The sequence below is a fragment of the Myxococcus guangdongensis genome (assembly GCF_024198255.1).
GTDB lineage: Bacteria > Myxococcota > Myxococcia > Myxococcales > Myxococcaceae > Myxococcus > Myxococcus guangdongensis.
This window is the reverse complement of sequence record NZ_JAJVKW010000006.1, coordinates 555,947-580,553: the sequence shown is the minus strand read 5'-3', so window position 1 is coordinate 580,553 and position 24,607 is coordinate 555,947. Positions and strand designations below refer to the sequence as shown.

At 69.8% G+C, this 24,607-nt stretch carries 19 protein-coding genes; 13 read left to right on the top strand and 6 right to left on the bottom strand.

What is annotated here, in order from left to right:
• Positions 1 to 227: 227 nt before the first annotated feature.
• The 3 genes from LXT21_RS21680 (at position 228) to LXT21_RS21670 (ending at position 3,056) form a co-directional block, all read left to right on the top strand.
• Complete coding sequence (locus LXT21_RS21680) at positions 228 to 1,337, top strand: Kelch repeat-containing protein (RefSeq protein ID WP_254040055.1); 1,110 nt, start codon at positions 228 to 230, stop codon at positions 1,335 to 1,337.
• A gap of 40 nt (positions 1,338 to 1,377) precedes the next feature.
• The gene (locus LXT21_RS21675) at positions 1,378 to 2,187 is read left to right on the top strand and encodes an SAM-dependent methyltransferase (RefSeq protein ID WP_254040054.1); all 810 of its coding nucleotides are present in this window, start codon (positions 1,378 to 1,380) and stop codon (positions 2,185 to 2,187) included.
• A gap of 152 nt (positions 2,188 to 2,339) precedes the next feature.
• Entirely contained in the window at positions 2,340 to 3,056 is a 717-nt protein-coding gene (locus LXT21_RS21670; protein ID WP_254040053.1) for a hypothetical protein, read from the top strand.
• Positions 3,057 to 3,090: 34 nt separating this feature from the next.
• Here LXT21_RS21670 and LXT21_RS21665 read toward each other — a convergent pair whose 3' ends face one another.
• The 3 genes from LXT21_RS21665 to LXT21_RS21655 all read right to left on the bottom strand — a co-directional run bounded on the left by LXT21_RS21665 (position 3,091) and on the right by LXT21_RS21655 (position 8,236).
• Positions 3,091 to 4,545, bottom strand: coding sequence for a hypothetical protein (locus tag LXT21_RS21665; RefSeq protein WP_254040052.1), 1,455 nt, complete (start codon positions 4,543 to 4,545; stop codon positions 3,091 to 3,093).
• Positions 4,546 to 4,758: 213 nt separating this feature from the next.
• Positions 4,759 to 6,573 carry a DUF4215 domain-containing protein gene (locus tag LXT21_RS21660; protein ID WP_254040051.1) on the bottom strand — a complete coding sequence of 605 codons (1,815 nt, stop codon included), beginning with the start codon at positions 6,571 to 6,573 and terminating at the stop codon, positions 4,759 to 4,761.
• A 202-nt stretch (positions 6,574 to 6,775) separates the two neighbouring features.
• Positions 6,776 to 8,236: a M20 family peptidase gene (locus LXT21_RS21655; protein ID WP_254040050.1), complete on the bottom strand. Its 1,461-nt coding sequence runs from the start codon at positions 8,234 to 8,236 to the stop codon at positions 6,776 to 6,778.
• A 194-nt stretch (positions 8,237 to 8,430) separates the two neighbouring features.
• On the opposite strand from LXT21_RS21655, the gene LXT21_RS21650 reads away from it, so the two are divergent.
• A complete protein-coding gene (locus tag LXT21_RS21650) occupies positions 8,431 to 10,191 on the top strand; it encodes a glycosyl hydrolase family 18 protein (protein ID WP_254040049.1) in 1,761 nt (586 codons plus the stop codon).
• Positions 10,192 to 10,245: 54 nt separating this feature from the next.
• Here the strand turns inward: LXT21_RS21650 and LXT21_RS21645 are convergent, their stop codons facing one another.
• Positions 10,246 to 12,459 carry a M3 family metallopeptidase gene (locus LXT21_RS21645; RefSeq protein WP_254040048.1) on the bottom strand — a complete coding sequence of 738 codons (2,214 nt, stop codon included), beginning with the start codon at positions 12,457 to 12,459 and terminating at the stop codon, positions 10,246 to 10,248.
• A gap of 198 nt (positions 12,460 to 12,657) precedes the next feature.
• Here LXT21_RS21645 and LXT21_RS21640 point away from each other — a divergent pair, with 198 nt between their 5' ends.
• The 6 genes from LXT21_RS21640 (at position 12,658) to LXT21_RS21615 (ending at position 18,665) form a co-directional block, all read left to right on the top strand.
• Positions 12,658 to 13,728 (top strand): hypothetical protein, encoded by a 1,071-nt coding sequence (locus tag LXT21_RS21640; protein WP_254040047.1) that lies wholly within the window; start codon positions 12,658 to 12,660, stop codon positions 13,726 to 13,728.
• A gap of 124 nt (positions 13,729 to 13,852) precedes the next feature.
• Positions 13,853 to 15,382 carry an acetyl-CoA hydrolase/transferase C-terminal domain-containing protein gene (locus LXT21_RS21635; protein WP_254040046.1) on the top strand — a complete coding sequence of 510 codons (1,530 nt, stop codon included), beginning with the start codon at positions 13,853 to 13,855 and terminating at the stop codon, positions 15,380 to 15,382.
• A gap of 242 nt (positions 15,383 to 15,624) precedes the next feature.
• The gene (locus LXT21_RS21630; protein ID WP_254040045.1) at positions 15,625 to 16,311 is read left to right on the top strand and encodes a tetratricopeptide repeat protein; all 687 of its coding nucleotides are present in this window, start codon (positions 15,625 to 15,627) and stop codon (positions 16,309 to 16,311) included.
• A 201-nt stretch (positions 16,312 to 16,512) separates the two neighbouring features.
• Positions 16,513 to 17,568 carry a hypothetical protein gene (locus LXT21_RS21625; RefSeq protein WP_254040044.1) on the top strand — a complete coding sequence of 352 codons (1,056 nt, stop codon included), beginning with the start codon at positions 16,513 to 16,515 and terminating at the stop codon, positions 17,566 to 17,568.
• Positions 17,569 to 17,693: 125 nt separating this feature from the next.
• Positions 17,694 to 18,086 (top strand): hypothetical protein, encoded by a 393-nt coding sequence (locus LXT21_RS21620; protein WP_254040043.1) that lies wholly within the window; start codon positions 17,694 to 17,696, stop codon positions 18,084 to 18,086.
• A gap of 180 nt (positions 18,087 to 18,266) precedes the next feature.
• Positions 18,267 to 18,665, top strand: a complete 399-nt coding sequence (locus tag LXT21_RS21615) for a GFA family protein (RefSeq protein ID WP_254040042.1) — start codon at positions 18,267 to 18,269, stop codon at positions 18,663 to 18,665.
• Between the two features lie 78 nt (positions 18,666 to 18,743).
• On the opposite strand, the gene LXT21_RS21610 is transcribed toward LXT21_RS21615, so the two are convergent.
• Positions 18,744 to 19,409, bottom strand: coding sequence for a hypothetical protein (locus LXT21_RS21610; protein WP_254040041.1), 666 nt, complete (start codon positions 19,407 to 19,409; stop codon positions 18,744 to 18,746).
• Between the two features lie 382 nt (positions 19,410 to 19,791).
• On the opposite strand from LXT21_RS21610, the gene LXT21_RS21605 reads away from it, so the two are divergent.
• The 3 genes from LXT21_RS21605 to LXT21_RS21595 all read left to right on the top strand — a co-directional run bounded on the left by LXT21_RS21605 (position 19,792) and on the right by LXT21_RS21595 (position 23,363).
• Positions 19,792 to 20,721, top strand: coding sequence for an arginase family protein (locus LXT21_RS21605; RefSeq protein ID WP_254040040.1), 930 nt, complete (start codon positions 19,792 to 19,794; stop codon positions 20,719 to 20,721).
• 9 nt (positions 20,722 to 20,730) lie between these two features.
• Positions 20,731 to 21,285 (top strand): CGNR zinc finger domain-containing protein, encoded by a 555-nt coding sequence (locus LXT21_RS21600; RefSeq protein ID WP_254040039.1) that lies wholly within the window; start codon positions 20,731 to 20,733, stop codon positions 21,283 to 21,285.
• A 149-nt stretch (positions 21,286 to 21,434) separates the two neighbouring features.
• Entirely contained in the window at positions 21,435 to 23,363 is a 1,929-nt protein-coding gene (locus tag LXT21_RS21595; protein WP_254040038.1) for a hypothetical protein, read from the top strand.
• 99 nt (positions 23,364 to 23,462) lie between these two features.
• Here LXT21_RS21595 and dusA read toward each other — a convergent pair whose 3' ends face one another.
• Positions 23,463 to 24,461 carry a tRNA dihydrouridine(20/20a) synthase DusA gene (gene dusA / locus LXT21_RS21590; RefSeq protein ID WP_254040037.1) on the bottom strand — a complete coding sequence of 333 codons (999 nt, stop codon included), beginning with the start codon at positions 24,459 to 24,461 and terminating at the stop codon, positions 23,463 to 23,465.
• Positions 24,462 to 24,607 lie beyond the last annotated feature (146 nt).

The following is a 24,607-nucleotide window of genomic DNA, read 5'->3' as shown; positions in this document are numbered from 1 at the left end:
AAACCCGTGGCGCACGGTGCATGTCTTCCCCCCCTCGGAACGACGCGGGCCCCAGAGAATCACCAGACACGCATGCGGAACAAGCCATTGCCCAGGACACCCTCGTCCCGGCCACCCTCCCAGGTTGTCATTCCCAGGACGGGCGCCCCGACCAGGACTGTCTCCAGGTCACCGTGGACCTCCCCGGTGGGAGGCGCGCCGCGGCGTGGACGGCATACGATGGCGGCATGACGCGCAGGCCTCCGTCCCCGGCGACTCGACGTGTTCCCGCTCCCGGCCTCTGGCTGGAGGGCTTCGGCCTGACGCCTGTCGCCGGCGGCGCGCTGCTCACCGGTGGACAGGGTTGGCATGCGCAGGGGGGCGGCTCCACGCCCAGGACGTCGGCGAGCGCCTTCCTCTGGGACGCCGTCCGCGAGGAGTGGCGGGAGACGGCGCCCCTGCCGGAGCCCCGTCATGACCACGCGGCGGTGGCGCTGCCGGACGGGCGCGTGCTGCTCGTGGGCGGCCGAGACAACGCACAGCCGGACCTGGCCAGCACCGTGTTCTGGGAGCCGGCTTCGCTGCGCTTCGTCCCCGGCCCTCCCATGCGGGCTTCGCGCTCACATCCCGTCGCGCTGGTGCTGGAGGACGGAGCGGTGCTGGTGCTGGGCTCGGACCATGACGATGACATCGAGCGGGGCACGCGCGCGGAGCTGCTGCGGCCCGGCGCGTCCGAGTGGGAGCCCGCGGGCCAGACGGTCCGCATCTTCCACCTCGGCCCGGTCTGCGTGAGCCGGGGCCGCGTCGTCATCGCCGGGGGACGCGACAACGGCTTCGGCTTCGCCATCATCGAGGGCCAGCACCTGGCCCCGCCGCTCGACATGAGCACCGAGGTCTACGAGCCGGCCACCCGCACGTGGAGGGCCGCGCCCCATCCGCTCACCGCGTCGCGCGACGATGCCGCCGGTGTCACGCTCGCCGATGGCGGAATCCTCGTCGTGGGCGGCTGGCACCAGGGCACGCTGCTCACGAGCGCCGAGCGCTTCGACCCCGCCACCGAGCAGTGGAGCGCCACCGCGCCGCTCGCCCTGGGCCGCTCCAGCTTCGCGCTCACGGCGCTTTGGGACGGGCGCGCCGCCGTGTCTGGAGGCCTGGAGTCCACGACGTACGGGGCCACCACCGACGTGGAGCTCTGGGACCCGGCCACGGGCCTGTGGAGCCCCGGTCCCCCGCTGGCGCACGGCCGCGCGGGCCACCGCGTCGTGCCCCTGGGCGACGACGCGTACCTGGTGGTGGGCACCACGCGCGCCGCGCCGGACAGCCTGCCGGAGACGACCTCCGAGGTCTGGCGCCCCTGAGACATCCGCAACCCCATACCTCACGAGGAGCGAGCGAAGGATGGACAACCAGGAGCTGACCCGCATCCCGGGCGTCAACCCCCACGTGCCCGACGCGGCCCGCATCTACGACTACACGCTGGGCGGCACCCACCACTTCGAAGTGGACCGACAGGCCGCCGAGTTCATGTTCTCGCTGGTGCCCTCCACCCGGAAGTGGCTGCGCATGCTCCGAAGCTGCCTGCGCACCGCCGCGCTGCGCCTGTCCGCCGACGGCTTCGACCACTGGGTGGACTTCGCCTCCGGACTGCCGACGAGCGACCACATCCACTCGGTGCTGCCCAACGCCAAGGTGCTCTACACCGACATCAACCCGCTCACCATCGCCACCGGCAAGCACCTGCTCGGCGACAATCCGCGCACGCGCTACATGGAATGCGACATCCGCTCCGCGGGCGACTTCCTGCGACGGCCCGACGTGCGCGCGTTCCTGGACGGCGAGCGGCGCGTGGCCTTCGGCGCCAATGCCATCACCGTGTTCCTCTCCTCGGAGGAGAACCGGAAGTTCTTCAAGGATTTGTATGACTGGGCCGCGCCCGGCTCGAAGCTCTTCGCCACCTTCGAGACGAAGGCCCCCGGGCTGAGCACGCCGAAGTGGGAGCAGTTCGTCGGCATGTTCCAGAAGATGGGCGAGTCCTTCCAGCTCTACTCCCTGCGCGAGTACCTGGACCTGTGCGGCCCCTGGTCACCCGGCCCTGGCGGGGTGATGACGGTGAGGGAGTTCCTGGGCCTGCCCGTGGGCCACATCACCGAGGAGGACCGCGAGGGCGTGGGCATCGAGTTCTACGCCGTCATCCTCGAGAAGCACTGAGCAGGCGGGCGCACGAGCCGCCCTCCTCCACGCCCGTCCCCCGAGCGGGCGCGTCAAGCGTGGCGTCGAGTGTCGCACCCTGCCTCCTGCCTCGCCGTCGCCGAGTGCCTACCGTGTCGAGCAAGCGACGATACGCACGGTCAGGAGGAATCATGTTCCAGTCGACGAGGAAGCATCGGGTGTTGGCGGGTGTGGTGCTGGGAGCGGCCCTGGTGCTCGGCGGGTGCAGCTCATCCAAGTCCGCGAAGAAGCAGGTGGACGAGTCCTGGCTGGCGCGCGTCCCCGAGAGCCAGCTCGGCGAGGTCCGCAACGCCCAGTCCGAGCGCGTCAAGGCGCAGGACGAAGTCACCCGCGCGGACGTGGCGGTGAAGGACGCCGAGCGCGCGGTGGAGGTCTCCAAGCGCAACGAGGAGGCGGCCAAGCTCTCCCACGAGGCGAACCAGACGGCGCTCGAGGCCGCCCGCGCCACCGGTCAGCAATCCAACATCACCCAGGCCCAGAAGGACCTGCGGACCACCGATTCGAAGTACCAGGCGGCCCGCGCCCAGACGGCGTGGCGCCAGCGCGCCGTGGAGACGCAGAAGGCCCGCAAGGACTTGCGCCAGGCGGAGCTCCAGCTGTCCGAGGCGCACCTGCGCCAGGCGGAGCTGCAGGCGCTGAAGAACAGCGATGACGTGCGCGCCAAGGAGATGTCCGACGCCGAGTTCACCAGCGCGGTGGCCGAGGCCCAGCGCAAGACGGAGGAGGCCCAGCGCCTGGTGGACGTGCGCCTGGGTGAGGAGCGTCAGGCCCGCGCCGACTTCGAGAAGGCCCGCGGCTCCTCCCAGGGCTACGGCGGCAGCGGCGCGAATCACGACGACTCGAAGTGAGTGACGCCCTGATTCCAGCCACGTCTTCCGGCGGCTACTTCGGCGGCCGGAAGACGTACTGGAAGATGGGCTCGTCCTTCGCGGGCGGGTACTGCGCGTCCAGGAAGGCGAAGTACGCGTGGCCGGCGACGAGCGGGTCCTCCAGGCTGTCGTAGAGGACCTTCACCTGCGTGGCCTTGCCCGTCTCGTCCACCTGCACCTGGAGCTTCAGGTTGCCCTTGAGCTCCGGCGCCTCCTTGAGCCGCTCCATGTAGATGGCGACCAGGCCCAGGGACACGCGGGCGTAGATCTTGTCCGGCACCCCCTTGGCGGGCGTCGCGGGCAGCCGGAAGCGCCGCACCAGCTCCGCCGTCTCCGCCTCCGCCTCGGGCACCTTGCGCTCCGGCGCGGCGAGCGCGGCGCGGTAGGACACCAGGGCCTCCCGCCAGCGCTCCTGCTTGAGACACAGCCGCGCGCGGCGCACGTGGATGTCCGAGCGCGCCGGCGCGCGCTCCGAGGCGCCCACCAGGAAGGCCTCGCTCGCGGCCGCGTCGCCTCGCGCCTCGGTCAGCTCGGACAGGCGCAGCAGGGGCTCGGGGTCCTTGAGCTCCACCTCGATGAGCCGCGCGAGCGCCTTCTCCTCGTCCGCCGCGCGCCCCAGCTCCGCGTAGAGGCGCGCGCGCAGCGCCAGGGGCACCGGGTCCGCGCCGCCCAGCTCCACGTAGCGCTCCAGCGAGCGCGCGGCCTTGTCCTTCTCCGACGCGGACAGCCACAGCTCCGCCTGGAGCCGGTGCGCCTCGCGGTCCGCGGGCTTGAGCGCGACCAGCTTCTCCCCCGCCGTCGCCGCGGCGCGCACGTCCTTGGCCGCCTGGGCCAGCGAGGCGAGCTTGCGCAGGGCCTCGGGCTGCTCCGGCCACGCCTCCACCGAGCGCGTCAGCTCCGCGCGGGCCTCGGCCTCCCGGCCCGGGCTCGACGCGAGCAAGAGCCCCAGCGCCGTGCGCGCCTGGGGGGCGTCCAGCTTGGAGAGGGACTCGCGCAGCCGGGCCTCGGCCTCCGCGGACTTGCCCTCCGCCTGCAGGAGCAACCCCTCACCCCACAGGGCGGGCGCGAAGTCGGGGGACACGCGCCGGGCGGTGGCCAGCGGACCGCGCGCCTCCGACAGGAGCCCCCAGCGGATGTAGATGAGCCCCATGCCCAGGTGCGGCCAGGGGTTCTCTGGCTCCAACGAGGACAGGGCCTTGAGTTCGTTCCAGCTGGTGTCCGCGGGGAACGCGAGCCAGGCGCGGTACACGCGCGGCATCACGCTTTGGGGCTGGGCGCGCGTCAGCTCCTCGAACTCGCTGTCGAGCACGCGCAGCGTCCCACGCACCCGCGCCGTCTCCACCCGCCGCAGCATGCCCATCACCTCGTCGGCGGGGGGCGGCGTGCTCCGCGTGCTCGCGGCCCCGGCCGGGACGGCCAGCACCAGCGACAGCATCAGCAACAGACGGGGGAGGACGGAGGGCGCCATGAAGTCGGGCGCGAAGATACCAGACGGCCTCGCGTGAGCATCCCACTTGGGAGCACGGGCCTGCCTGCTTCCCCACCGGGCGGCGCGGTCATCCCGGCCCCAGGGGCTCAGGACGGCGCACACCCTGCGTCGGGGGCCTCGCGGGAGCTTCCGCGAGGCCGGTGAGCCGCTCCGGGGCAGTCACGCCCGGAGCGGCCCGTCACGCCGGACGACTCAGCCGATCTCCGCCTTGCACGTGGAGCTGCAGCCGTCGTTGTCCACCGTGTTGCCGTCGTCGCACTCCTCGTTCGCCGGAGGCTCCGTCTGGGTCTTCCCGTCGCCGCAGCGCGGGCCCCAGACGCAGCCGGGCGCGCACTTGCCGTAGCCACCGGCGTTGACGAAGTCGTCGCACTCCTCGCCCTCGTCCACCACGCCGTTGCCGCACGTGGCGTTGCACACCGTGCGACGGGTCTCGAAGTTGTTGAGCGTCAGCCGGTACGACGAGCCCGAGGTGTGACGCTCGGCCTGGAACACCACGGCCTCGTAGATGCCACCCACCGTCAGGCCCAGGGCGGCGGCCTGCTGGGACACCGTCACGGTGCCGTTCTCCGGACCGTGGACGCCGCCCAGGTCCAGCGCGAGCTTGCCGTTGATGAACACCCAGACGTCGTCGTCACCGCGGAACAGCAGCACCTCGGTGCCCTTGTACTGGAACCAGTACCGGACCTCGCTGGTGAAGCTGAAGTTGTGCTGCTGGGACGGGTTGCCGTTGTCGCCACGCAGCGGCTCCTTGCCCGCGGCCACCCAGCTGTCCGGGTGGTTCGTCAGCGGGAAGAACCGGTCGCTGTCGAACACGTACGAGCCATTGGACTGGCGGTTGAGCTTGAGCGTCCCGACGATGGTCTTGTTGATGTTCGCGTGGTCCGTGTACCACTGGTGGAAGGCCGCCGCGCCGTGGGTGGTGGCGGAGGACTGACCCGTCTTCGCGTACTCGGGCTTGCCGCCCGGGAACGTCTTGCCCGGAATGCCGTCCAGCGTCTTGGCCAGCTGCGACTTCACGATGCCGCGCTCGCCCGCGTTGCCGTTCTCGAAGTCGATGTGACCGCGCGGCAGCGCGCCGTCCGCCTGCAGGTCCCACCCGCGGAAGTCGCGGAAGACGGCCGACAGGTCGAGCGCGGCCGGAGGATCCGTCTGGACCACCTGGCACACGTAGCCCGGCTCCAGCTTGCAGGTGGCGGAGCAGCCGTCGCCCGAGCGGGCGTTGCCGTCGTCGCACTCCTCGGAGGTGTCGTTGGGCAGGATGATGCCGTCGCCGCACGTCGCCTGGCACTGGCCATTCTCGCAGCGCGGCTCGCGCTTGCACGCCGCCGAGCAGCCATCGCCCATGTCCTTGTTGCCGTCGTCGCACTCCTCGGTGCCCTCGACGATGCCGTCACCACACGTGGTCTTCGTGCAGGCCGCGCCCACCGTCGGGCACTTCCAGCCCTCCTCCAGGCGGCACTCCGCGGAGCAACCATCCCCGTTGGTGGTGTTGCCGTCCTCGCACTCCTCATCGCCCACCTTGATGCCGTCGTTGCACTGCGCGGCGAAGCAGCGGCCACCCGCCGACGGGCAGTTCCAACCCGGCTCCACGGTGCACGTCGCGCTGCAGCCGTCGCCGTTGGAGACGTTGCGATCATCACACTGCTCGCCCGCCTCGACCCGGCCGTTGCCGCAACCGACCACCTTCACGCACGGCTCGCCCGGCGTGTTGCATTGCCAGCCTTCCTCGACGAGGCACGTGGCCGAGCACCCATCGGCGCTCACCTTGTTGCCGTCGTCGCACGTCTCTCCGGACTGGAGCGTGCCGTTGCCGCAGTTGTCGACGGGGCACGTACCGCCATCACACTGACTGATGGGACCGCCATCGCCCTCACCGCCGCCGCCGCCACCATCCGGCTTGCCGTTACCATCACCACCGCCTCCACATGAGGATGCGATCAACGAGAAGAGAAGAGAGGCGAGTACGAGACTCGCGAGCCGCTTTCCAGCAGAGGGGACGGTCGCCATGACCCCCGATGCTGGAAGTGCGCGCGGTGCGTGTCAACGCAGTTGCGATTTCTCGCTCCCGCACACCGCGTGAAAATGCAGGAATTGCGCAGATGTGAAGGAAGAGCGGACTGAATCGCCTGATTTCGTGTCTCGGACACACATCCGCGTCCATGTGGCGATACAGGCCTCCACCGGGGGCGGGACCTGTCTCAGCCATGTCTCAGCGCGCGGCGTTGCGGAGGTATTGCGCGTAGAAGCGCACGGCCTGGGCATGCGCCGCCACGGCGATGCGCTCGTCCTTGCCATGCACGCGCGCCAGGTCCTCGGCGCGCAGGTGCACGGGGAAGAAGCGGAAGACGTTGTCGCTCAAGCCCACGTAGTGGCGTGAGTCGGTGGCGGCGACGTTGAGGTAGGAGGACACCACCACCTCCGGGAACACCTGCCGCAGCGCGCGCTCCAGGTGGCCGAAGGCCTCTGTGTCCGTGCGCGACACGGGGGACGGCTCGCTCTGGAACGACAGCGTGCCCAGCTCCACGCGCGAGTCATCCACCACCGAGCGCACGTGCGCGAGCACGCCGTCCACGCTGTCGCCGGGGAGGATGCGGAAGTTCACCACCGCGCGGGCGCTGGTGGGCAGCACGTTGTCGCGCACGCCGCCCTGGAACATCGTCACCGCGGTGGTGGTGCGCACCGCCGCGTTGGTGCTGGGCTTCGCGGAGAGCTGGCGCACCACGAGCGGCTCGGTGAGCCACAGGTTGGCGAAGAGCAGCCGCATGCCGAAGGGCATCTCCGGCCCCACGCGCAGGAACAGCTCGCGGCTGCCGCCCTCGAGCCGGGTGGGCATGGGCGAGTCCTCCACCTTCGCCACCGCGCGGGCCAGCACGCCCACGGCGCTGTGCGGCGGCGGCATGGACGAGTGCCCACCCTCCCCCTTCACCTTCAGCTCCACGCTGGCGAAGCCCTTCTCGGACGTGCCCACCAGCGCCACCGGGGCGCTCACCCCGGGCACGGTGCCGGACATGATGACGCCGCCCTCGTCGAGCACGGACTCCAGCCGCACGCCGCGCTCCTTCAGGCGCTGCGCGATGGCCACCGCCCCCGTCAGCCCTCCCACCTCCTCGTCCCCGCCGAAGGCCAGCATCACCGTGCGCCGGGGCTTCTCCCCCGCGGCGAGCAGCGCCTCCACCGCCTCCAGCTGCGCCAGCACGCTGCTCTTGTCATCCAGCGCGCCGCGCCCCCACACGAACCCGTCCGCCACCACGCCGGCGAACGGCGGATGCACCCAGGACGCCTCCGTCCCCGGCGCCACCGGCACCACGTCCAGGTGCCCCACGAGCAGCATGGGCGGAAGCGACGCGTCCGTCCCCGGCCACGTGTAGAGCAGCGAGTGCGGCCCCACCGCCTCGCGCTTCAGCGCCGCGTGCACGCGCGGGAAGTGCTCCGACAGGTAGGCATGCAGCCCCGCGAAGGCGGCGTCCTCCGCGGGCGCGCCCTCCGAGGCCGCCACCGTCTTGAGTCTCAGCGCCCCCGCCAGCCGCGCCGCCGCGGCGTCCGCGTCCACCGTCAGGGGTTCCATCGCCGCCGGCGCCACCTGCCGCGAGGTGAAGGACAACGTCCGGACCACCAACACCAGGACGAGGACACTGGCCCCGAGGGCCATGGACAGGAGCAGTCGTTTCATGGATGGAAGCGGCCACCGTAGCAAAGGCCGCCTCCGCCGACGCGGGGACGGCCCACCCCTATCGTTTTCCCAGAACCCAAGACAAACGTGGCGGCCTTGTCGCGCGCCAAGCAGATGCAGTACTGCCACATTCTTTCAACAAAGGGATGTCAGACTTCCCCGTATTATCTGTGCCAGTTCGAAGAGGTGCGCAGGTGAAGACTCGACTCGTGACGCAGTGGTGGTGCCTGCTGGTAGCGGGGGTGCTGCTCGGGGGATGCGGAAAGGGTGAGGAGGGGCCGGGGCTTCCCGGGGCGCCCTCGAGCGTGGAGGCGCAGGCGGCGGACGCCCAGGCGCTGGTGACGTGGACGCCGCCGACGAGCGATGGCGGCCACCCCTTGCTGTACTACGTGGTGCGGTGCGACCCGGCGTGCGGCGGCGCCATCGTCAGCGCGAGCGAGCGCCAGGCCACGGTGCTGGGGCTCAACAACGGCCTCAAGTACCTGTTCAAGGTCTCTGGGGTGAACTCGCGCGGCGAGGGGGACGCCTCGCTGCCGTCCGTGCCGGTGGTGCCGCAGCCGGGCCTGTCCATCCCCAACCCCACGACGCCGGGGCAGCCGCGCGCGGTGAGGGCCACGCCGGGCAACGGCGCGGTGTTCGTCAGCTGGCTGGCGCCGGCGAGCTTCGGCGGACGCGCGCTCAAGCACTTCATCGTCACCGCCGAGCCCGGCGGCCACTCGGTGATGGTGGACGTGAAGGCCGGGAGCGCGACCGTCCCGGGCCTGGCCAACGGCAAGCCGCACACCCTCACGGTGAGGGCCGTCAACGACGTGGGCGAGGGCCCGTCCGCGCACATCGGCCCGGTGACGCCCAAGCCCGGCGGCGCGCCGGCGAGCTGGGTGTCCGGCTACTACGTGGGCTACCAGCACCGCTACTACCCGCCCGAGACGGTGGACTTCTCGGGCATGACGCACATCATGGTGGGCCGCGTGCGCCCCCGCTTCGACGGGACGCTGTTCACGGACTTCGACGTCTCCGACCTCGAGGGCCCGGCCATCGCCAAGACGCTGTCGTCGCGGGCGAAGGCCGCGGGGAAGATTCCCCTGCTGATGATTGGCGGCTTCGGCGAGCACGACGGCTTCGTGCTCGCGTCCACGGGGGAGAGCCGCATCGTCTTCGTGCGGGAGCTGCTCAAGACGATGGACGAGCTGGGCTACGTGGGGCTCGACCTGGACTGGGAGCCCATCAACCTGCCGCCCGCGGGCAACGACGGGGAGCTGTTGCTGGCGCTCATCGACGAGCTGCGCGCGGCCCGTCCGGACATCATCCTCACGGTGCCGGTGAACTGGCTCAACTCCAACTTCGGGATGCCCGAGCACGAGGCGAAGTTCATGAAGGAGCTGGGCTCGCGCGTCGACCAGCTCAACATCATGTCCTACAAGATGAGCGGCCACTGGGGAGGCTGGGAGAGCTGGCACTCCAGCCCCCTGCGGGACGAGGCGCAGAACCGCCCCAGCTCCGTCGCCAACTCCGTGGCGGGCTACATCCGGGCGGGCGTGCCGCGCGGGCGGCTGGGAGTGGGCATCGGCTTCTTCGGCACGTGCTGGCAGGGCGTGACGGAGCCGCGCATCCCCCTGGACGGCCGGCCCGACGTCAACGAGGGCCAGAGCGACAACGCCATGAGCTACGCCAACATCATGGACAAGTACCTCCAGGACCCGCTGATGAAGCGGCACTGGGACGAGCGCGCGGCCGCGACCTACCTGTCCGCCTCCGACGTCACCGGCGCGGGCCACTGCAACTACGTCTCGTACGAGGACGGGCAGTCCGTCGCGGTGAAGGGCCAGTGGGCGCGCGACGAGGAGCTGGGCGGCACCATCATCTGGACCATCAACCAGGGCCACCGCCCCAACCAGCCCGCGGGCAAGAAGGACGAGCTGCTGCTCGAGGTGAAGCGCGCCTTCCTGGACCCGTGAAGCCCCAGGTGCGCGAGGAGTCGTCCCCTCGCGCACCCGGACGTCACCCGCCGGTTACGGCGTGGACTTGGACTGCCTGGCCTGCGCGGGCACCGGGAAGCCCCGCTTGCGCATCAGCGCGTTGATGCCGGCGTCGCGGCCGCGGAAGGCGCGGTAGCCGTCGGCCGGGTCCACGGTGTTGCCCACGGAGAACACGCTCTTGCGCAGCTTCTCCGCCACGGCCTTGTCGTAGGCGCCCTTGCCCTCGGTGAAGGTCTCGTACGCGTCCGCCGTGAGCGTGTCGGACCACAGGTAGCTGTAGTAGCCCGCCGAGTAGCCGTCGCCCGCGAACACGTGGCCGAACTGCGGCGTGCGGTGGCGCATGACGATTTCCTTCGGCATGCCCAGCGCCTGGAGCGTGTCGCGCTCGAACGCGTCCGCGTCGATGCTCGTGTCGCCGGCCAGGTGCAGCTTCATGTCGATGAGCGCGGAGGACAGGTACTCCACCGTGGCGAAGCCCTGGTTGAACGTCGCCGCCTTCTCGATGCGCGCCAGCAGCGCCGGGGGGATGGGCTTGCCCGTCTGGTAGTGCAGCGCGAAGGTGTTGAGCACCTCGGGCGTGGACAGCCAGTGCTCGAGCAGCTGCGACGGGAACTCCACGTAGTCCCGCGCCACGCTGGTGCCCGCCAGCGACGGGTACGACACCGACGAGCTCAGGCCGTGCAGCGCGTGGCCGAACTCGTGGAACAGCGTGCTCGCGTCCTCCCACGAGATGAGCACCGCCTCGCCGGGCGCCGCCTTCACGAAGTTGGAGTTGTTGGAGACGATGGTCGTCACCTCGCCCCGGAAGCGCTCCTGGCCCCGGTACGCGTTCATCCACGCGCCCGAGCGCTTGCCCTTGCGCGCGTACGGGTCGAAGTACCACAGGCCCACGTGCTTGCCGCTCGTCTTGTCCTTCACCTCCCACACGCGCACATCGGCGTGGAAGACGGGCACGTCCGTCACCGGCTCGAAGCTGAAGCCGAACAGCTCGCCGGCCACCCAGAACATGCCCTCGCGCAGCTTCTCCAGCTGCAGGTAGGGCTTCACCTCGTTCTGGTCCAGGTCGTACTTCGCCTTGCGGACCTTCTCCGCGTAGAAGCGGTAGTCCCAGGGTTCAATCTTCAGCTTCGCGCGCTCCTTGTCGGCCACCTTCTGCATGTCCGCGACCTCCTCGCGGACGCGGGCCACGGCGGGCTTCCACACCGCCTCCATCAGCTCCATCGCGCGCTCGGGCGTGCGGGCCATGGCGTTCTCCAGCCGCCAGTGCGCGTGCGTGGCGTAGCCCAACAGCTTCGCGCGCTCGGCGCGCAGCTTGAGCACCTCCGAGATGATGGCGTTGTTGTCGCGCTCGTCGCCGTTGTCGCCGCGGTTGACGTAGTTGCGCCAGACCTTCTCGCGCAAGTCGCGCCGGGACGAGTACGTGAGGAACGGCTCCATGGAGGAGCGCGTGTTGGTGATGACCCACTTGCCCTTCTGGCCCCGGGCCTCGGCCGCGGCGGCGGCGCCCGCGCGCACGGAGTCCGGCAGGCCCGCCAGGTCCGCCTCGGACTCCAGGACGACGGTGTAGCCCTCCTCGTCGCCGAGCACGTGCTGGCTGAATGACGTGTAGAGCGAGGCCAGGCGCTGGTTGATGGCGCCCAGGCGCTGCTTGGCGGCGCCGTCCAGCTTGGCGCCGGAGCGCACGAAGCGCGTGTGGTGCAGCCACGCGAGCCGCTGCTGCTCGGGCGTCAGCTTCGCCTTGTCGGGCGAGTTGTAGACGGCCTCGATGCGGCGGAAGAGGGCCTCGTTCTGGAAGATTTCATCCTCGAACGCGGCGAACTTCGGCGCGAGCTCGCGCTCCACGGCCTGGTACTCGGGGCTGCTGAGGGACGAGCCCCAGATGCCGTAGAGCGTCTCCACGTTGCTCAAGCCGCGGCCCGCGTCCTCCAGCGCGGCGAGCGTGTTCTCGAAGGTGGGCGCCTCCGGGTTCGACGCGATGGTCGCCAGCTCCTTGCGGAAGGTGTCCATGGCCGCCTCGATGGCGGGCTTGAACAGCTCCACCTTCACCTGGTCGAACGGGGGCACGCCGCCGTGGGGGCCGCTCCACTTCGCCAGCAGGGGGTTGGCGGGAGCCACGGGAGCCTCGGGAGCAGGGGCGGCCGGGGCCGCGGTGGAGGTGGCGTCCTCGGGACGGGCGTCCTTGGAGGTCGCGCATCCGGTGGAGGCGAGCGCGGCCACGCCGGCGCTGACGATGAGGAGGTTGCGCATGAAAGTGTAGGTCTCCCGAGGATGGGGTGGGTTGTGCACCAAAGCACGGAATCGCGGCGCCCAACACGCTCACCCGTCCACCTGTTCCCTTCTCCCGGACAAACGCCCGGCGGGTCGGATGAGGGCGGGCCCCGGGCCGGCTAGAGGAGGCGTCCGGGCCTCGCTCCTCGAGGCCCATCGTCAGGAGACACCCGCCGGATGCGAACCGTCCTCGACCCGTCCAGGGGCCGTGCCCCGCGGGGTGTCGCGCTGGCGCTCCTGCTCGCGGCGAGCGGAGCCCGGGCGGACTGGAAGGTGGAGTACGACTCCCCCGCGCCGCTCTTCCTGGACCGCAGCTACATCTTCGGCTCGCCCAATCGCATCCGCCGCCAGGGGGACCCCGACTCCCCGGCGCCGCTCCTGTTCGAGACGCAGATCGCGCCCCACCTCTTCCTGCCCCAGCTGCACTCGGGCCACTTCCGGAGCAAGCACGGCGAGTGGTTCCTCACCGCGCTGCTCACGCCGTACATCCGGCTGCGGATGTTGAACACGGACAGCAGCCCCGTCATCCCGCCCTCGTACGTCCCGAAGATCACCCTCCAGGTGGCGCACCTGCGCGTGCTGCCGGGCTCGCGGGGCGAAGAGCAGCCGATGCGCGGGCTCGCGCTCGCGGCGAACCTCACGGTGGGCCACTACTCCAATGGCCAGGACGGCTGCTTCTTCGCGAACCAGGAGGGCACGGACCCCGACTGCACGCCGGCCCAGGGCGAGCTGCCGCTCAACGAGCTGACGGGCAGCTTCTCCACCAACTTCGCGCGCGGGGAGCTGCACGTGCGCGTGGCCTTCGGCGTGGACCCGGGCCTGGACAGCGCATGGCTCGTGGGAGGCGGCTCGTTCCTGGAGCTGAACACGGCCATTGGCCCGGGCGGCATCACCGAGGAGCAGCGGCGGGTCTATGGCAAGGGCAACTGGGGCGTGAGCCTGCTGGGCGAGCGCGTCTGGCATCAACACCGCTTCCGGCTGGAGGGGACGGTGACCGCGCCCTTCGGGGAGACGCCCCACCGGCGCGCCACCGTGAGCGGGGAGTTCGCGGCGCTGCCCTACTGGGGCGCGGGCTTCGGCGTGTTCACGCGCTACGTGTACGGCCAGGACTCGTACAACATCCTCTTCCTGGAGCGGCTGAGCCAGTGGCAGTTCGGGCTCGTCTTCGAGGTGTCGCCCGGCGCGCGGCTCAAGGCCGAGGAGGCCCCCGGGGACAGCGGGAAGCGGCGGCCGCCGGGCTTTCTCTAGCGGAGCTGATGGATGGCAGGACACGGGGCGAACAGCGGGGCGTGCGTCGTGCTCCGCCCCGGGCGCGGGGTGTGACATCTTCGGCGCGGACACGCCGCCTTCCGCGGGGGTTCCCCACTTGAACATGACCGCTCCGAGCACGCTGAAGGACCGCATCCAGAACGCCGACCTCCTGGCCCGGGTCGTCCCCGTCGAGGAGGCCGTGAAGCACGTCACCGATGGGAACACGGTGGCCATCAGCGGCTTCACCAAGTCGGGCGAGCCCAAGACGTTCTTCCCCGCGCTGGCCTTCCACCTGGCGCGCACGGCGCCCCAGACGCAGCTCACGCTGTTGTCGGGGGCCTCGCTGTCGGAGGACGTGGAGGGCCCCATGGCGCCCTTCATCCGCAAGCGCGGGCCGTACATGTCCTCGTCGGCGTCGCGGCGGCGCATCCACGCGGGGGAGATGGACTTCACGGACGTGCACCTGTCCGCCTTCGCGCGCAACCTGATGTACGGGTTCTACGGCGACATCGACGTGGCGGTGGTGGAGGTGTCGCGCATCCGCCCCAACGGCAGCGTCATCCTGACGTCCTCGGTGGGCATCAGCGCGGAGGCGTTGGCGAAGGCGAAGAAGATCATCCTCGAGGTGAACACGTCCTCGCCGGACTACACGGGCTTCCACGACATCGTCGTGCCCACGGTGCATCCGCACGTGGGGTGGCCGTTGCCGCTGTTGAACGTGAGGGACCGCATCGGCACGCCGTACGTGGAGTTCGACCTGGGCAAGGTGGTGGCGGTGGTGGAGTCGAGGACGCCGGACCACCCGGTGCCCTTCAAGGCCGCGGACGACACGGACAAGCGCATCGCGCGCAACGTGGTGGACTTCCTGTTGAGCTGCCGCGAGGAGTTCGGATGGGGCAAGCGGCTGCCGCCCATCCAGTCCGGCGTGGGAAACGTGGCCAACGCCATCATCGGCGAGCTGTACGAGTCGCCGTTCCAGAAGATTCGATTCTGGACCGAGGTGTTCCAGGACGGGATGCTGCGCTACGTGGAGGACGACGCGAAGTTCGAGTACGCGTCCGCCACGGCGGTGTCCTTCTCGGCCGAGGGGCGTCAGCGGTTCCAGCAGATGTTCGAGCGGTGCAAGGAGCGGCTGGTGCTGCGGCCGATGTGGCTGTCGAACAGCCCTGAAATCATCTCGCGGCTGTTCGTCATCGCGATGAACACGCCCATCGAGGTGGACATCTACGGACACGTGAATTCGACGCACATCGACGGCTCGCGAATCGTCAACGGGCTGGGTGGCTCGGGGGATTTCTTCCGCAACGCGTACCTGAGCATCGTGCACACGCCGTCGGTGAGGAAGCTCAAGGACGGGCGGACGGTGAGCTGCGTGATGCCATACGTGCGGCACATCGACCACACGGAGCACGACATCAAGTGCGTCGTGACCGAGCACGGCTACGCGCGCAACATGGACATCCGCTCGCCCCGGCGCCGGGCCACGGACATCATCGACCAGTGCGCCCACCCCTACTTCCGGCCGCTCTTGCACGCGTACCTGGACATGGCGGGCCCGGGTGACGAGCCGCGCGCCACGGACATGAAGGTGCTCGAGGCGTGGTGGCGCGACTACGACGCCGCCTGCCGCACCTTCCCCCAGGGAGGCTGAGCGAGGCCATGGCGGGGCGGGACGACAGAGCAGGCGCGCTCGGGGCCGAGAGCCCCGCGACGACGCGAACCGCCTCCGACGGGCACGCCTCCGGCATGAAGGCAGAGCCTGCGACGACGCGAACCGCCTCCGAGGAGCACGCCGCCAGCGTGAACGCGGAGCCCGCAACGAGGCGCGACGCGGGGAGTTCGGCGCGAACCGGAGGCACCACGAGGAACGGGCGAGAGCCTTGCCCTCCCGAAGTGGCGGAGCAGCTCCGCCAGGTCGACCGGCTGCGCAGGACGGGCCGGTACACGTCCGCGCTCGCACAGGTGCGCGCGCTCGCCGAGGCGCATCCGAGACTGGGCATCGTCCTGATGGAGCTGGCGATGACGCTCGGCATCTGGGGCGGTGCTCCGGTTGAGGCGCTCCCCTGGTTCGAGCGCGTCCTGGAGCTGGCTCCGGGACACCGGACGACGCGGCTGCACCGCGCGCTGTGCCTCGCCCGACTGGGTCGCCATGCGGAGGCCGTGGCGGACTTCGACGCGCTGGTGGACGGCGGCTATCGCAAGGCGCTGGTGCTGCACATGAAGCGCGCCGAGTCCCTGGAGGCGCTCGGGCAGGATGCGCGGGCGGAGCAGGACTGGACGCTCGCGCTGGCCGAGGACCAGGACAACCCCTGGCTGCTCCAGCAGCGTGCCGCCGCGCGCGCCCGTCTGGGAATGCACGCGGAGGCCCTGGAGGACTTGTCCACCGCACTCGCCCTGCAACAGGGCGCGGACATCGACCCCGAACTGCTCCATGAGCGCGGCCAGCTCCGCGTACGGCTCGGCGATGTCGACGGCGCGCGCGCGGACTTCCAGGCGGGCCTCGCCGCCTTGCGCCGGGGAGACCCGGACGCATTGCCGGACGCACTGAGCGCGGCGCTCCGAGCGCTCGACGCGACCTGAAACACTTTTCATCCTGCGGGTATTCACATACGCCCCGCACCCGAGCCCGCAGGACGACGGCGCCTCGCTCCGGGGACAATGGCAGTGGCGCGGAATCAACACCTCCGCCCACCCAATCACAGACCAGGGACTGGCTCGAATGCAGTCAAATGGACCCTGCTTACATTCCGCATCCAAAGCACACGACTTCAGAGGTCACACATGCTCGAGGCGGAGCTGCACCCAAGGCTGAGCCGAATCACAGTCCCGGAGTACCGTCAGGCGGCGGAGGACGCGGTCCGCTCCGGGGCCTTGCGCAAACTGATACGGCCGATCGGCCCCATCCCAGGAGACCCGACCGAGCAGGACCTCCCCACCTTCGAGCCGACGTTCGACCGGTCGGCGGTCGACCACGAAGCCCGCATCGTCCGCGAGGAAGCCGTGGCCCGAGGCGTCGACGTCCCGGAGGCCGCCACCCAGACCATCGCGTTCATGCGCCACATCATGATTCCCGTCGAGCGCCCCGAATTGGGACTGGCCATCACTCGCATCTGGAGCATCATCCTGGCGAGCGAGCCCCACTCCGACTACGAGCAGGCCACCAGCCTCCTCACCCTCAAGCATGGCCATGGCGTCGCCCATCCCCCTTCCCCGCTGACGCAGTACATCGACCATGCCTTCGAAGAGGTGGGCCGATTCTGCAGCGCGGAGTTCCTGGCCATCTACAAGAGCTTGTTCTACCGCAACGCCATCGGGACCCTCTTCGAGGTCCTGGTGGCTCAGCACCAGGCCCAACGGACCTCACCCAGCGTCCGCTACATCCGCGACAACAATGGGTTCTTCGAGTTCTGGCACATCTCGCTCCAATTCCTCGACGAGCGCCTGAGCTTCTCGCGCAACCCGATGTTCTGGGTGAACACCATGGAGGCCTCGAACGCATTCATCAACCTGGGCAATGACGCCTTCTCTTTCTACAAAGAGGCCCTGGACGGAGCCGACTTCGAGAGCAGCTACATCTTCAGGCGGGCGATGACGACGAAGCGCCCCTACCCGGAGGTCTTCCTGGAGACGGTCGACGAGGTGCTCAAGAGCTACCACTCCATCCAGGCGGCCGCGTCCTCCCTGCCCGACGAGCTGCGGACCCAGGTCGACCGCTCCTTGAAGAGCTATCTCTACTGGCACTTCCGGAACAGCCGCTACCAACTGCGCGATGTCTACCCCGAGCTGTCCTACTGGGACGACGCCCCCGCCCCGCGTGCTCCCAAGATGGTGGGCTGACACCCGGCCTCCGCCACATTTAATCGCGCTTAATCCTGGTTAATCAGGGAGGAACGTAGGGTGGCCGCCACTCGCCGACGGGAAGGTCCCGGCCACGGCGGGCTGACAATCCAAGAGGTCAATCCATGTTGAAGCAAGTCATGCGGCCGTTGTTCGTGGGAGCGCTGTGCGTGGGCGCCATCGCCTGTGGTGGCGCGCCGCTGGACGAGGCGGCCCCGGAGACGGAGAACCTGGACCAGGTGGAGCAGAACGTGTGCAGCGTCGGGACGTTCCAGGGCTCGTGTCGCGACTACGGCAGCGGCGGGTGGCTGGATGGGAGCTGCCCGGCCGGGACGCCGTACAAGTGGAGCTTCTGGAACTGCTCCCAGTACATGGCCGGCTCCGGGCCGACGGCCCAGTACTACCGCCAGTACTGTTATGACCTCCAGCTCTACACCTGCCACAGCAGCATCAGCACGCCGCCCGCTGGCAGCCCGCCGCCCGTCGGCCCGCCGCCGCCCTGCAAGCAGAACTGCTGAGCCTCGCTTGAGCTGAACCGTGGTCGCGCTACTTGCTCGCGCGACCACGGCCCTCACGGGCGCGGAGTCGAGCCCCACGGCTCCGCTCCAGGACAGGGCTCGTGCACGGCGCCGGTTGCGCTTGTCTGTCCGTGGCGGACGCAGCAGGCTCCCCGCCCCACCCTTTGGACGAGGACATCCATGCAGCGGGGTTCCTGTTTGTGCGGCGCGGTCCGCTTCACCGTGGAGGGCGAGCTGCGCGCGCCCGACGCCTGCCATTGCACCAAGTGCCGCAAGCACTCGGGACACTACTTCGTGTCGACCGACGTCCCCCGCTCGGCCCTCACCGTCGAGGGCGAGGACCAGGTCCGCTGGTTCCAGTCCTCGGAGAAGGTGCGCCGCGGGTTCTGCTCGGTCTGCGGCTCGTCGCTGTTCTGGGAGCCGCTCCAGCGCGACTGGATTGGAATCGCCATGGGCGCGTTCGACACGCCCACGCAGACGCGCGTGGCGCTCCACATCTACATGGCCAACAAGGGCGACTATTACGACATCGAGGAGGGGACGCCCCGGTTCGACACCGTTCCTCCCAAGCCTCACTGAGGACGGAACCACCGCCCAGGCACCCAGTTCGGGGTGCCCGGGCGGGAGCGACTCACGCCGCCGTGAGCCGGCCTGAGGTCACTCCTCGACCAGATCGGTGAGCGCCGGGCAGTAGGTGGCATACCCATGCCCGGTGAAGGCGCCGTCCTCCATGACAGCCTCCACGTCGAACGCCACGAAGTGCGACGCGGGGAACTCGCCGGTCTTGGCGCAGGTGGCACAGAGGGAGGCCGCCACGGGCGTGAAGGTCATGCTCGTGCTGTGGTCGAACCAGTTGACGCTGAGCGAGCCATCGAAGTCGACCAGGGTCGTTCGCGGCTCACCCTCAATGGTGGTACCGCTCTGCGGCGTCGCGTCCACCGGCACCTTCACGTCGTAGACGTTGACGAGCTGAGCCGGCACCGACGAATCCGGCGACGGGCACTCGCCCGGAGTCCCATTGTTCAGCTCGATCCACACCGTCCACGCCCCGTCCGGGCTCTCGGGCTCCGTGTAGCCGAAGTACGCATTGGTCAGGACGCGCGAGTTGTCACCCATGCGGATGGTGGTCGAGGTCTCACGGCAGGCCCCCTCGCAAATGGTGAACGGGTCAGGTGTCACGCCCGCGTCGGGCGTCGTGCCCGCGTCAGGCTCAATTCCGGCGTCGGGCTCGGTTCCGGCGTCGGGCACCGCGCCCGCGTCGGGTTCCGCGCCGGAATCGGGCACGGCGCCGGCGTCCGGCTGGGTCCCCGCGTCGTCACCCACCTCGGGTGTCGACGGCTTGTCATCAGAATCACAGGCGGAGAGTGCGCAGACAGCAACGAGGGAGACAACCATCAGGGAGAGAATCGAGCGTTGCAGGGTCATGTCTCAGGAATGTTACGGCCCTCACAGAGAGAAGCGAGCAAACTCGACGCTCCGCGTCACAATGTTTCTGTTTCACCCCGAGCCGCCCCATCGAGCGTCCCGATTCCACCGGGACTGGACAGTCTTTGCGCAGAACCCGACGAATTCGGGAATGAAACATGTATCACTGCGGGAACCACCTATTCGACTTTGACGGTTGCATCCGCGCAGCTCCCGCCATAGCTTCGACGAAACCACTGAAGCTGATTCAGCGGTTTCCACCTGCAGCCCGGGAGCGCCCATGTCATCGCCCATCGCCGTCGTCGCCGTGCCCTCCGGTCTGGGCCTGAGTCGTCCGGACGGACGGATTCCCCGCGTGGACCTGCTCCCCACGGCCCTGATGGAGGCCGGATTGGGGCTCCGGCTCCAGGCGCAGGTGGAGCACACCGTGACGCCCCGGGACTACGTGCTGGAGCGAGACGCCCAGACGCGCATCCTCAACCCCCACGGCATCGCCGAGCTGAGCCTCCAGCTCGCGGACGCCGTCGAGGCCATCGTGCGCGCCCAGCGCTTCCCGCTCGTCCTGGGCGGCGACTGCAGCATCCTGCTCGGCTGCCTGTTGGGGCTGAAGCGCACCGGCGCGCACTCGGGGCTCGCCTTCATGGATGGACACACCGACTTCTGGCCGCCCGAGGCCTCCGAGCTCGGCGGCGCCGCGGGCATGGACCTCTGGCTCTCCACCGGCCGGGGCCCCGCCCTGCTGTCGAACCTGGAGAACCGCGGCCCGCTCGTGCTCGACGCGGACGTGGCCGTGCTCGGGGTCAGGGACCCGGAACGCCAAGGCGCGAAGGTCGGCGCCGAGGACGCTCGCGACACCGCCATGGCCTGGCTGGACCTGGACGTCCTGCGAGAGGAGGGAATCGCCGCGGGAGCAAAGCGCGTTCTCACCCGCTTCAAGGAGCGCGGCGTGCGCGGCTTCTGGATGCACCTGGACGCGGACGTCCTGGACGACGCGGTGATGCCCGCCGTCGACTCGCGTCAACCCGACGGCCTCCGCGTGGCGGAGCTCGGCGACCTGGTCGCCCGGCTCGTCGACTCGGGGCTGGCGGTGGGCATGGACGTCACCATCTATGACCCGAGCCTGGACCCCCGGCGCGATGCGGCCCGCGCGCTGGTGGAGGCACTCACCCACGGACTGGGGGCCCTGGTGCCCACGCGCAGGACACGATAGGCCCACCGCATGGCCGATGCGCGCAGCCCCGGACTCCCCACGGACGTCGTCCTGCTCCTCGAGTTCGTCAACACGCTCGACGTGGAGAAGCTCGTCGATGCCGTGCCCACGCCGGGCGCGCTCGACACCTGGTGCCGCGCACGGGGCCTCGTGTCGTCCTCGGACACCTTCACCCCGGACGCCTTCCGCGCCGCCATCGAGGCCCGCGAGGCCCTGCGCGCCGTGCTCCTCTCCCACACCGGCGAGCCCCTGGCCCCCGCTGATTTGAAGACGCTGGAGCGCGTCGCCTCCTCCAGCCCCCTCACCGTGAGCTTCAGCCAGGACGGCGTGGCGCTGCGCCCCTCGGCCACTGGCGGCTGGAAGGCCCTGGGCGCGCTGTTCGCCGCCATCGTCTCCACCCAGCGCGACGGCCACTGGCCCCGGATGAAGGTGTGCGCCGCGGGCGCGTGCCAGGAGGCCTTCTACGACACCTCCAAGAACCGCTCCGGTCGGTGGTGCTCCATGGCCGTGTGCGGCAACCGCACCAAGCTCCAGCGCTTCCGAGCCACCCCGCCCCGGCGCTGAAGCCCCCACATCCATACGAGATGAGCGCCGGGGCTTCACTCCCGGGCCGGATTCGGAGGAGACACCGGGAATTTTCTCACCTTCCGCAACCCGGCGCGTCGACTCCCGAGAATTGGGAATCTCGTTCGACAGCTAGGAGCCCACACCCCATGGGAGCTGGACGCGTTGGTGATGGTGGAGCAGCAGAGGCGGCACGCAGGGCAGCGGAGGCGGCGCGCAGGGCGGCGGAGGCGGCTCGTCAGGCAGCTGCCGCGGCCGCGAAGAAGGCCGCGGAGGCCGCCAAGAAGCTGGCCGCGCAGAAGAAGGACGTGTCCACCTTCGAGCCCGCGGGCGCGAAGAACCAGCTGAAGCTGGATGGCCAGGGCGCCCCGTCGACGTCGCTCTTCACGGAGAACAGCAAGGACGCCAAGGTCAACTGCCTGGACAAGGCCGCGGACTTCATCAACAAGTCCTCGCCCGAGCTGCAGGGCCGCTCGGATCTGGTGTTCCTGAAGGACTCGCGCGCGGGCGCCGAGGGCCAGTCGGGCCACGTCGTCGTGCGCCAGGGCGAGCGCGTGCTGGACCCCAGCAACGGCCAGAGCTGGGACGACATGAAGTCCTACCTCCAGGGCAACTCGCACTACAGCGAGGCGGGCTCCATCCCCGGCACCACGGCGGCCAAGGTGTTCGGCACCGAGGCGGGCACGCCCGAGCGCGCCCAGGCGCTGGCGGACGCGAACGTGTCCCCCGAGCTGCAGCAGATGATGGTGGCCGACTACCCGGCGGACGTGGGCAGCGTGCCGGACGCGGCCAACGTGCAGCCGCACGAGACGACCATCCCGGGCCAGGCGGGCCCCGTGTCCGTCGAGTTCAGCGACTCGCTCGAGAAGGACGTGAAGAAGGAGGACGGCTTCGTCACCGTGTCCATCAGCGCGGAGACGTCGGTGTCCGCGTCGGGCTCGGTGGAGTTCAAGAAGGCCAAGGTCGGCGTGGGCGCGTCCGTGGAGGGCAGCGTCGAGGCCGGCAAGAGCATGACGTACGAAGTGAAGATGACGGAGGCGGACTTCGAGAAGCTCAAGCGCGGTGAAATCGCGCCGCCGCATCCGCTCAACCCGGAGACGATTCCGGACGGCACGTCCATCAAGATGGAGCAGAGCCAGTTCGCCGGCTACGGGCTGGATGTGGGCCTGTCCTATCACGCGGTGGAGCTGGGCATCTCCGGCGACGTCAAGAGTGGCAAGGGCATGTCCATCGAGGTGAGCCGCACGGGCGACAAGCTGTCGATGACGACGGGCCCCACGGAGTTCATCGAGAACAACGGCAAGGTGACGCTGGGCGCGGGCCCCGTGTCCGTGAGCATGGGCCGCGAGGACACGCTCAAGGAGTACAAGCTGCGCACGGCCGAGTTCGACCTGGGCAACCCCGAGGGCCAGAAGGCCTTCGAGGCCTTCGCCAAGGACGGCCGGATGCCGGAGAAGGAAGGCCCGGGCGTGGCCAACACGCTGCGCTTCGACAAGATCAACTACGAGTCGACGGGCGGCAAGATTGGCATCGACGTGGGGCCGTTCAGCATCGAGACCGACGGCACCACCAACACCGGCGACTACCTCATCACGCACCACCCGGACGGGACGAAGTCGCTGACGTCCGACATCACCTACGGTGGTGACCACCCGGACATCACCCTCGAGCAGAAGTACGGCAAGGACGGCAAGCTCGTCCCCGGCTCCGAGAAGTTCGCGATGAAGTTCGACACGAAGGACGACAACGCGCGCGAGCTGCTCGTGTACTCGTTCACCGGTGACGCGGACAAGGCGAAGGCCGCGCGCGAGCACGACCGGCCCATCACCCTCAACCTGACGGCCGACGACATCGAGGAGATGCAGCGCCGCTCCGGCGTCCAGGCGCAGAACGGCGGGCACATGGGCATCAACGTCCTGCTCACCGACTACGACGGCAAGCCGAATGATCCGCTGATGGCGGTGCGCAACATGGCGTGCTCGCCGGCGTACAACGAGTACAGGCTGGCGGAGAGCTACTTCGGGCTCTTCATGGACGAGGGCAAGAAGCCCCTGTCGGGCGAACTCGTCATCGGCTGAGCCAGCACGGTTTCACCCCCGCGAGCCCGGGTCCTCGAGGTGAGGGCCCGGGCTTCGTCGTCTCTGTCGTCGACGCGAGGGACGAAGTGCTTCGGGCCCTCAGGCCGCCACGACGGCGTCGGGCTCGCGGCGCACCTTGGCGAGCGCGGCCACCACCACTTCGGGTCCCGCTCCGGGCTTGTGCGCGTTCTCGCTCAGGTGCCGCCGCCACGCGCGCGCGCCGGGCAGGCCCTGGAACAATCCCAGCATGTGCCGCGTCACCGCGCTCAGCGGCGCGCCCCGCTGACGGCTGCGCTCGATGTACGGCAGCATCGCCTCCACGACCTCGTGGCGCTCGCGCGGCGCCTCCGTCGCCCCGAAGAAGCGGCGGTCCGCCTCCGCCAGGAGGTACGGGTTCTCGTAGACGGCGCGGCCAATCATCACCCCGTCCACGTGCTTCAGGTGCTCGGCCGCCGCGTCCAGCGTCTTGATGCCGCCGTTGATGCTGATGTCCAGGTGCGGCAGCTCCTGCTTGAGCCGGTGCACCAGGTCGTAACGCAGGGGCGGCACGTCGCGGTTCTCCTTGGGGCTCAGCCCCTGGAGCCACGCCTTGCGCGCATGCACGATGAAGCGCGTGCAGCCCTCGGCCGCAATCAGCCGCACGAAGCGCTCCAGCGTGGGCCACTCCTCCAGTTCGTCGATGGCGATGCGCGACTTCACCGTCACCGGGATGCTCACCGCCGAGCGCATCGCGCCCACCAGCCGCGCCACCAGCTCCGGCTCCGCCATCAGACACGCGCCGAAGCGGCCCGACTGCACCCTGTCGCTGGGGCAGCCGACGTTGAGGTTCACCTCGTCGTAGCCCCACGACTCGGCGATGCGCGCCGACTCCGCCAACGCCTCCGGCTCCGAACCACCCAACTGGATGGCCACCGGATGCTCGGCCGCCTCGTAGCCCAACAGCCGCTCGCGGTCGCCGTGCAGCACGGCGCCCGTGGTCAACATCTCCGTGTACAGGAGCGTGTGCCGACTGATTTGACGGTGGAAGTACCGGCAGTTCCGGTCCGTCCAATCCATCATCGGCGCGACACACAACGGCATGGGGCTCAAGGGCATCATGGGCGGGACCTGGGAAACGCCCTGCATCTACCCGGCTTTTCCTCCCCTGCCCACCCCCCAGTGACGCCCGGAGGCCCAAAGAGCAAGGAGCCGGACGACCTCCCCGGCTAGGCTCCACCCCCGTGCCACCGAGCCCACCCCTCCTG

Coding starts and splice junctions, on each gene's coding strand:
- LXT21_RS21680 (WP_254040055.1), top strand. CDS start 228: ATGACGCGCAGGCCTCCGTCCCCGGCGACTCGACGTGTTCCCGCTCCC.
- LXT21_RS21675 (WP_254040054.1), top strand. CDS start 1,378: ATGGACAACCAGGAGCTGACCCGCATCCCGGGCGTCAACCCCCACGTG.
- LXT21_RS21670 (WP_254040053.1), top strand. CDS start 2,340: ATGTTCCAGTCGACGAGGAAGCATCGGGTGTTGGCGGGTGTGGTGCTG.
- LXT21_RS21665 (WP_254040052.1), bottom strand. CDS start 4,545: ATGGCGCCCTCCGTCCTCCCCCGTCTGTTGCTGATGCTGTCGCTGGTG.
- LXT21_RS21660 (WP_254040051.1), bottom strand. CDS start 6,573: ATGGCGACCGTCCCCTCTGCTGGAAAGCGGCTCGCGAGTCTCGTACTC.
- LXT21_RS21655 (WP_254040050.1), bottom strand. CDS start 8,236: ATGAAACGACTGCTCCTGTCCATGGCCCTCGGGGCCAGTGTCCTCGTC.
- LXT21_RS21645 (WP_254040048.1), bottom strand. CDS start 12,459: ATGCGCAACCTCCTCATCGTCAGCGCCGGCGTGGCCGCGCTCGCCTCC.
- LXT21_RS21640 (WP_254040047.1), top strand. CDS start 12,658: ATGCGAACCGTCCTCGACCCGTCCAGGGGCCGTGCCCCGCGGGGTGTC.
- LXT21_RS21635 (WP_254040046.1), top strand. CDS start 13,853: ATGACCGCTCCGAGCACGCTGAAGGACCGCATCCAGAACGCCGACCTC.
- LXT21_RS21625 (WP_254040044.1), top strand. CDS start 16,513: ATGCTCGAGGCGGAGCTGCACCCAAGGCTGAGCCGAATCACAGTCCCG.
- LXT21_RS21620 (WP_254040043.1), top strand. CDS start 17,694: ATGTTGAAGCAAGTCATGCGGCCGTTGTTCGTGGGAGCGCTGTGCGTG.
- LXT21_RS21615 (WP_254040042.1), top strand. CDS start 18,267: ATGCAGCGGGGTTCCTGTTTGTGCGGCGCGGTCCGCTTCACCGTGGAG.
- LXT21_RS21605 (WP_254040040.1), top strand. CDS start 19,792: ATGTCATCGCCCATCGCCGTCGTCGCCGTGCCCTCCGGTCTGGGCCTG.
- LXT21_RS21600 (WP_254040039.1), top strand. CDS start 20,731: ATGGCCGATGCGCGCAGCCCCGGACTCCCCACGGACGTCGTCCTGCTC.
- LXT21_RS21595 (WP_254040038.1), top strand. CDS start 21,435: ATGGGAGCTGGACGCGTTGGTGATGGTGGAGCAGCAGAGGCGGCACGC.
- dusA (WP_254040037.1), bottom strand. CDS start 24,461: ATGATGCCCTTGAGCCCCATGCCGTTGTGTGTCGCGCCGATGATGGAT.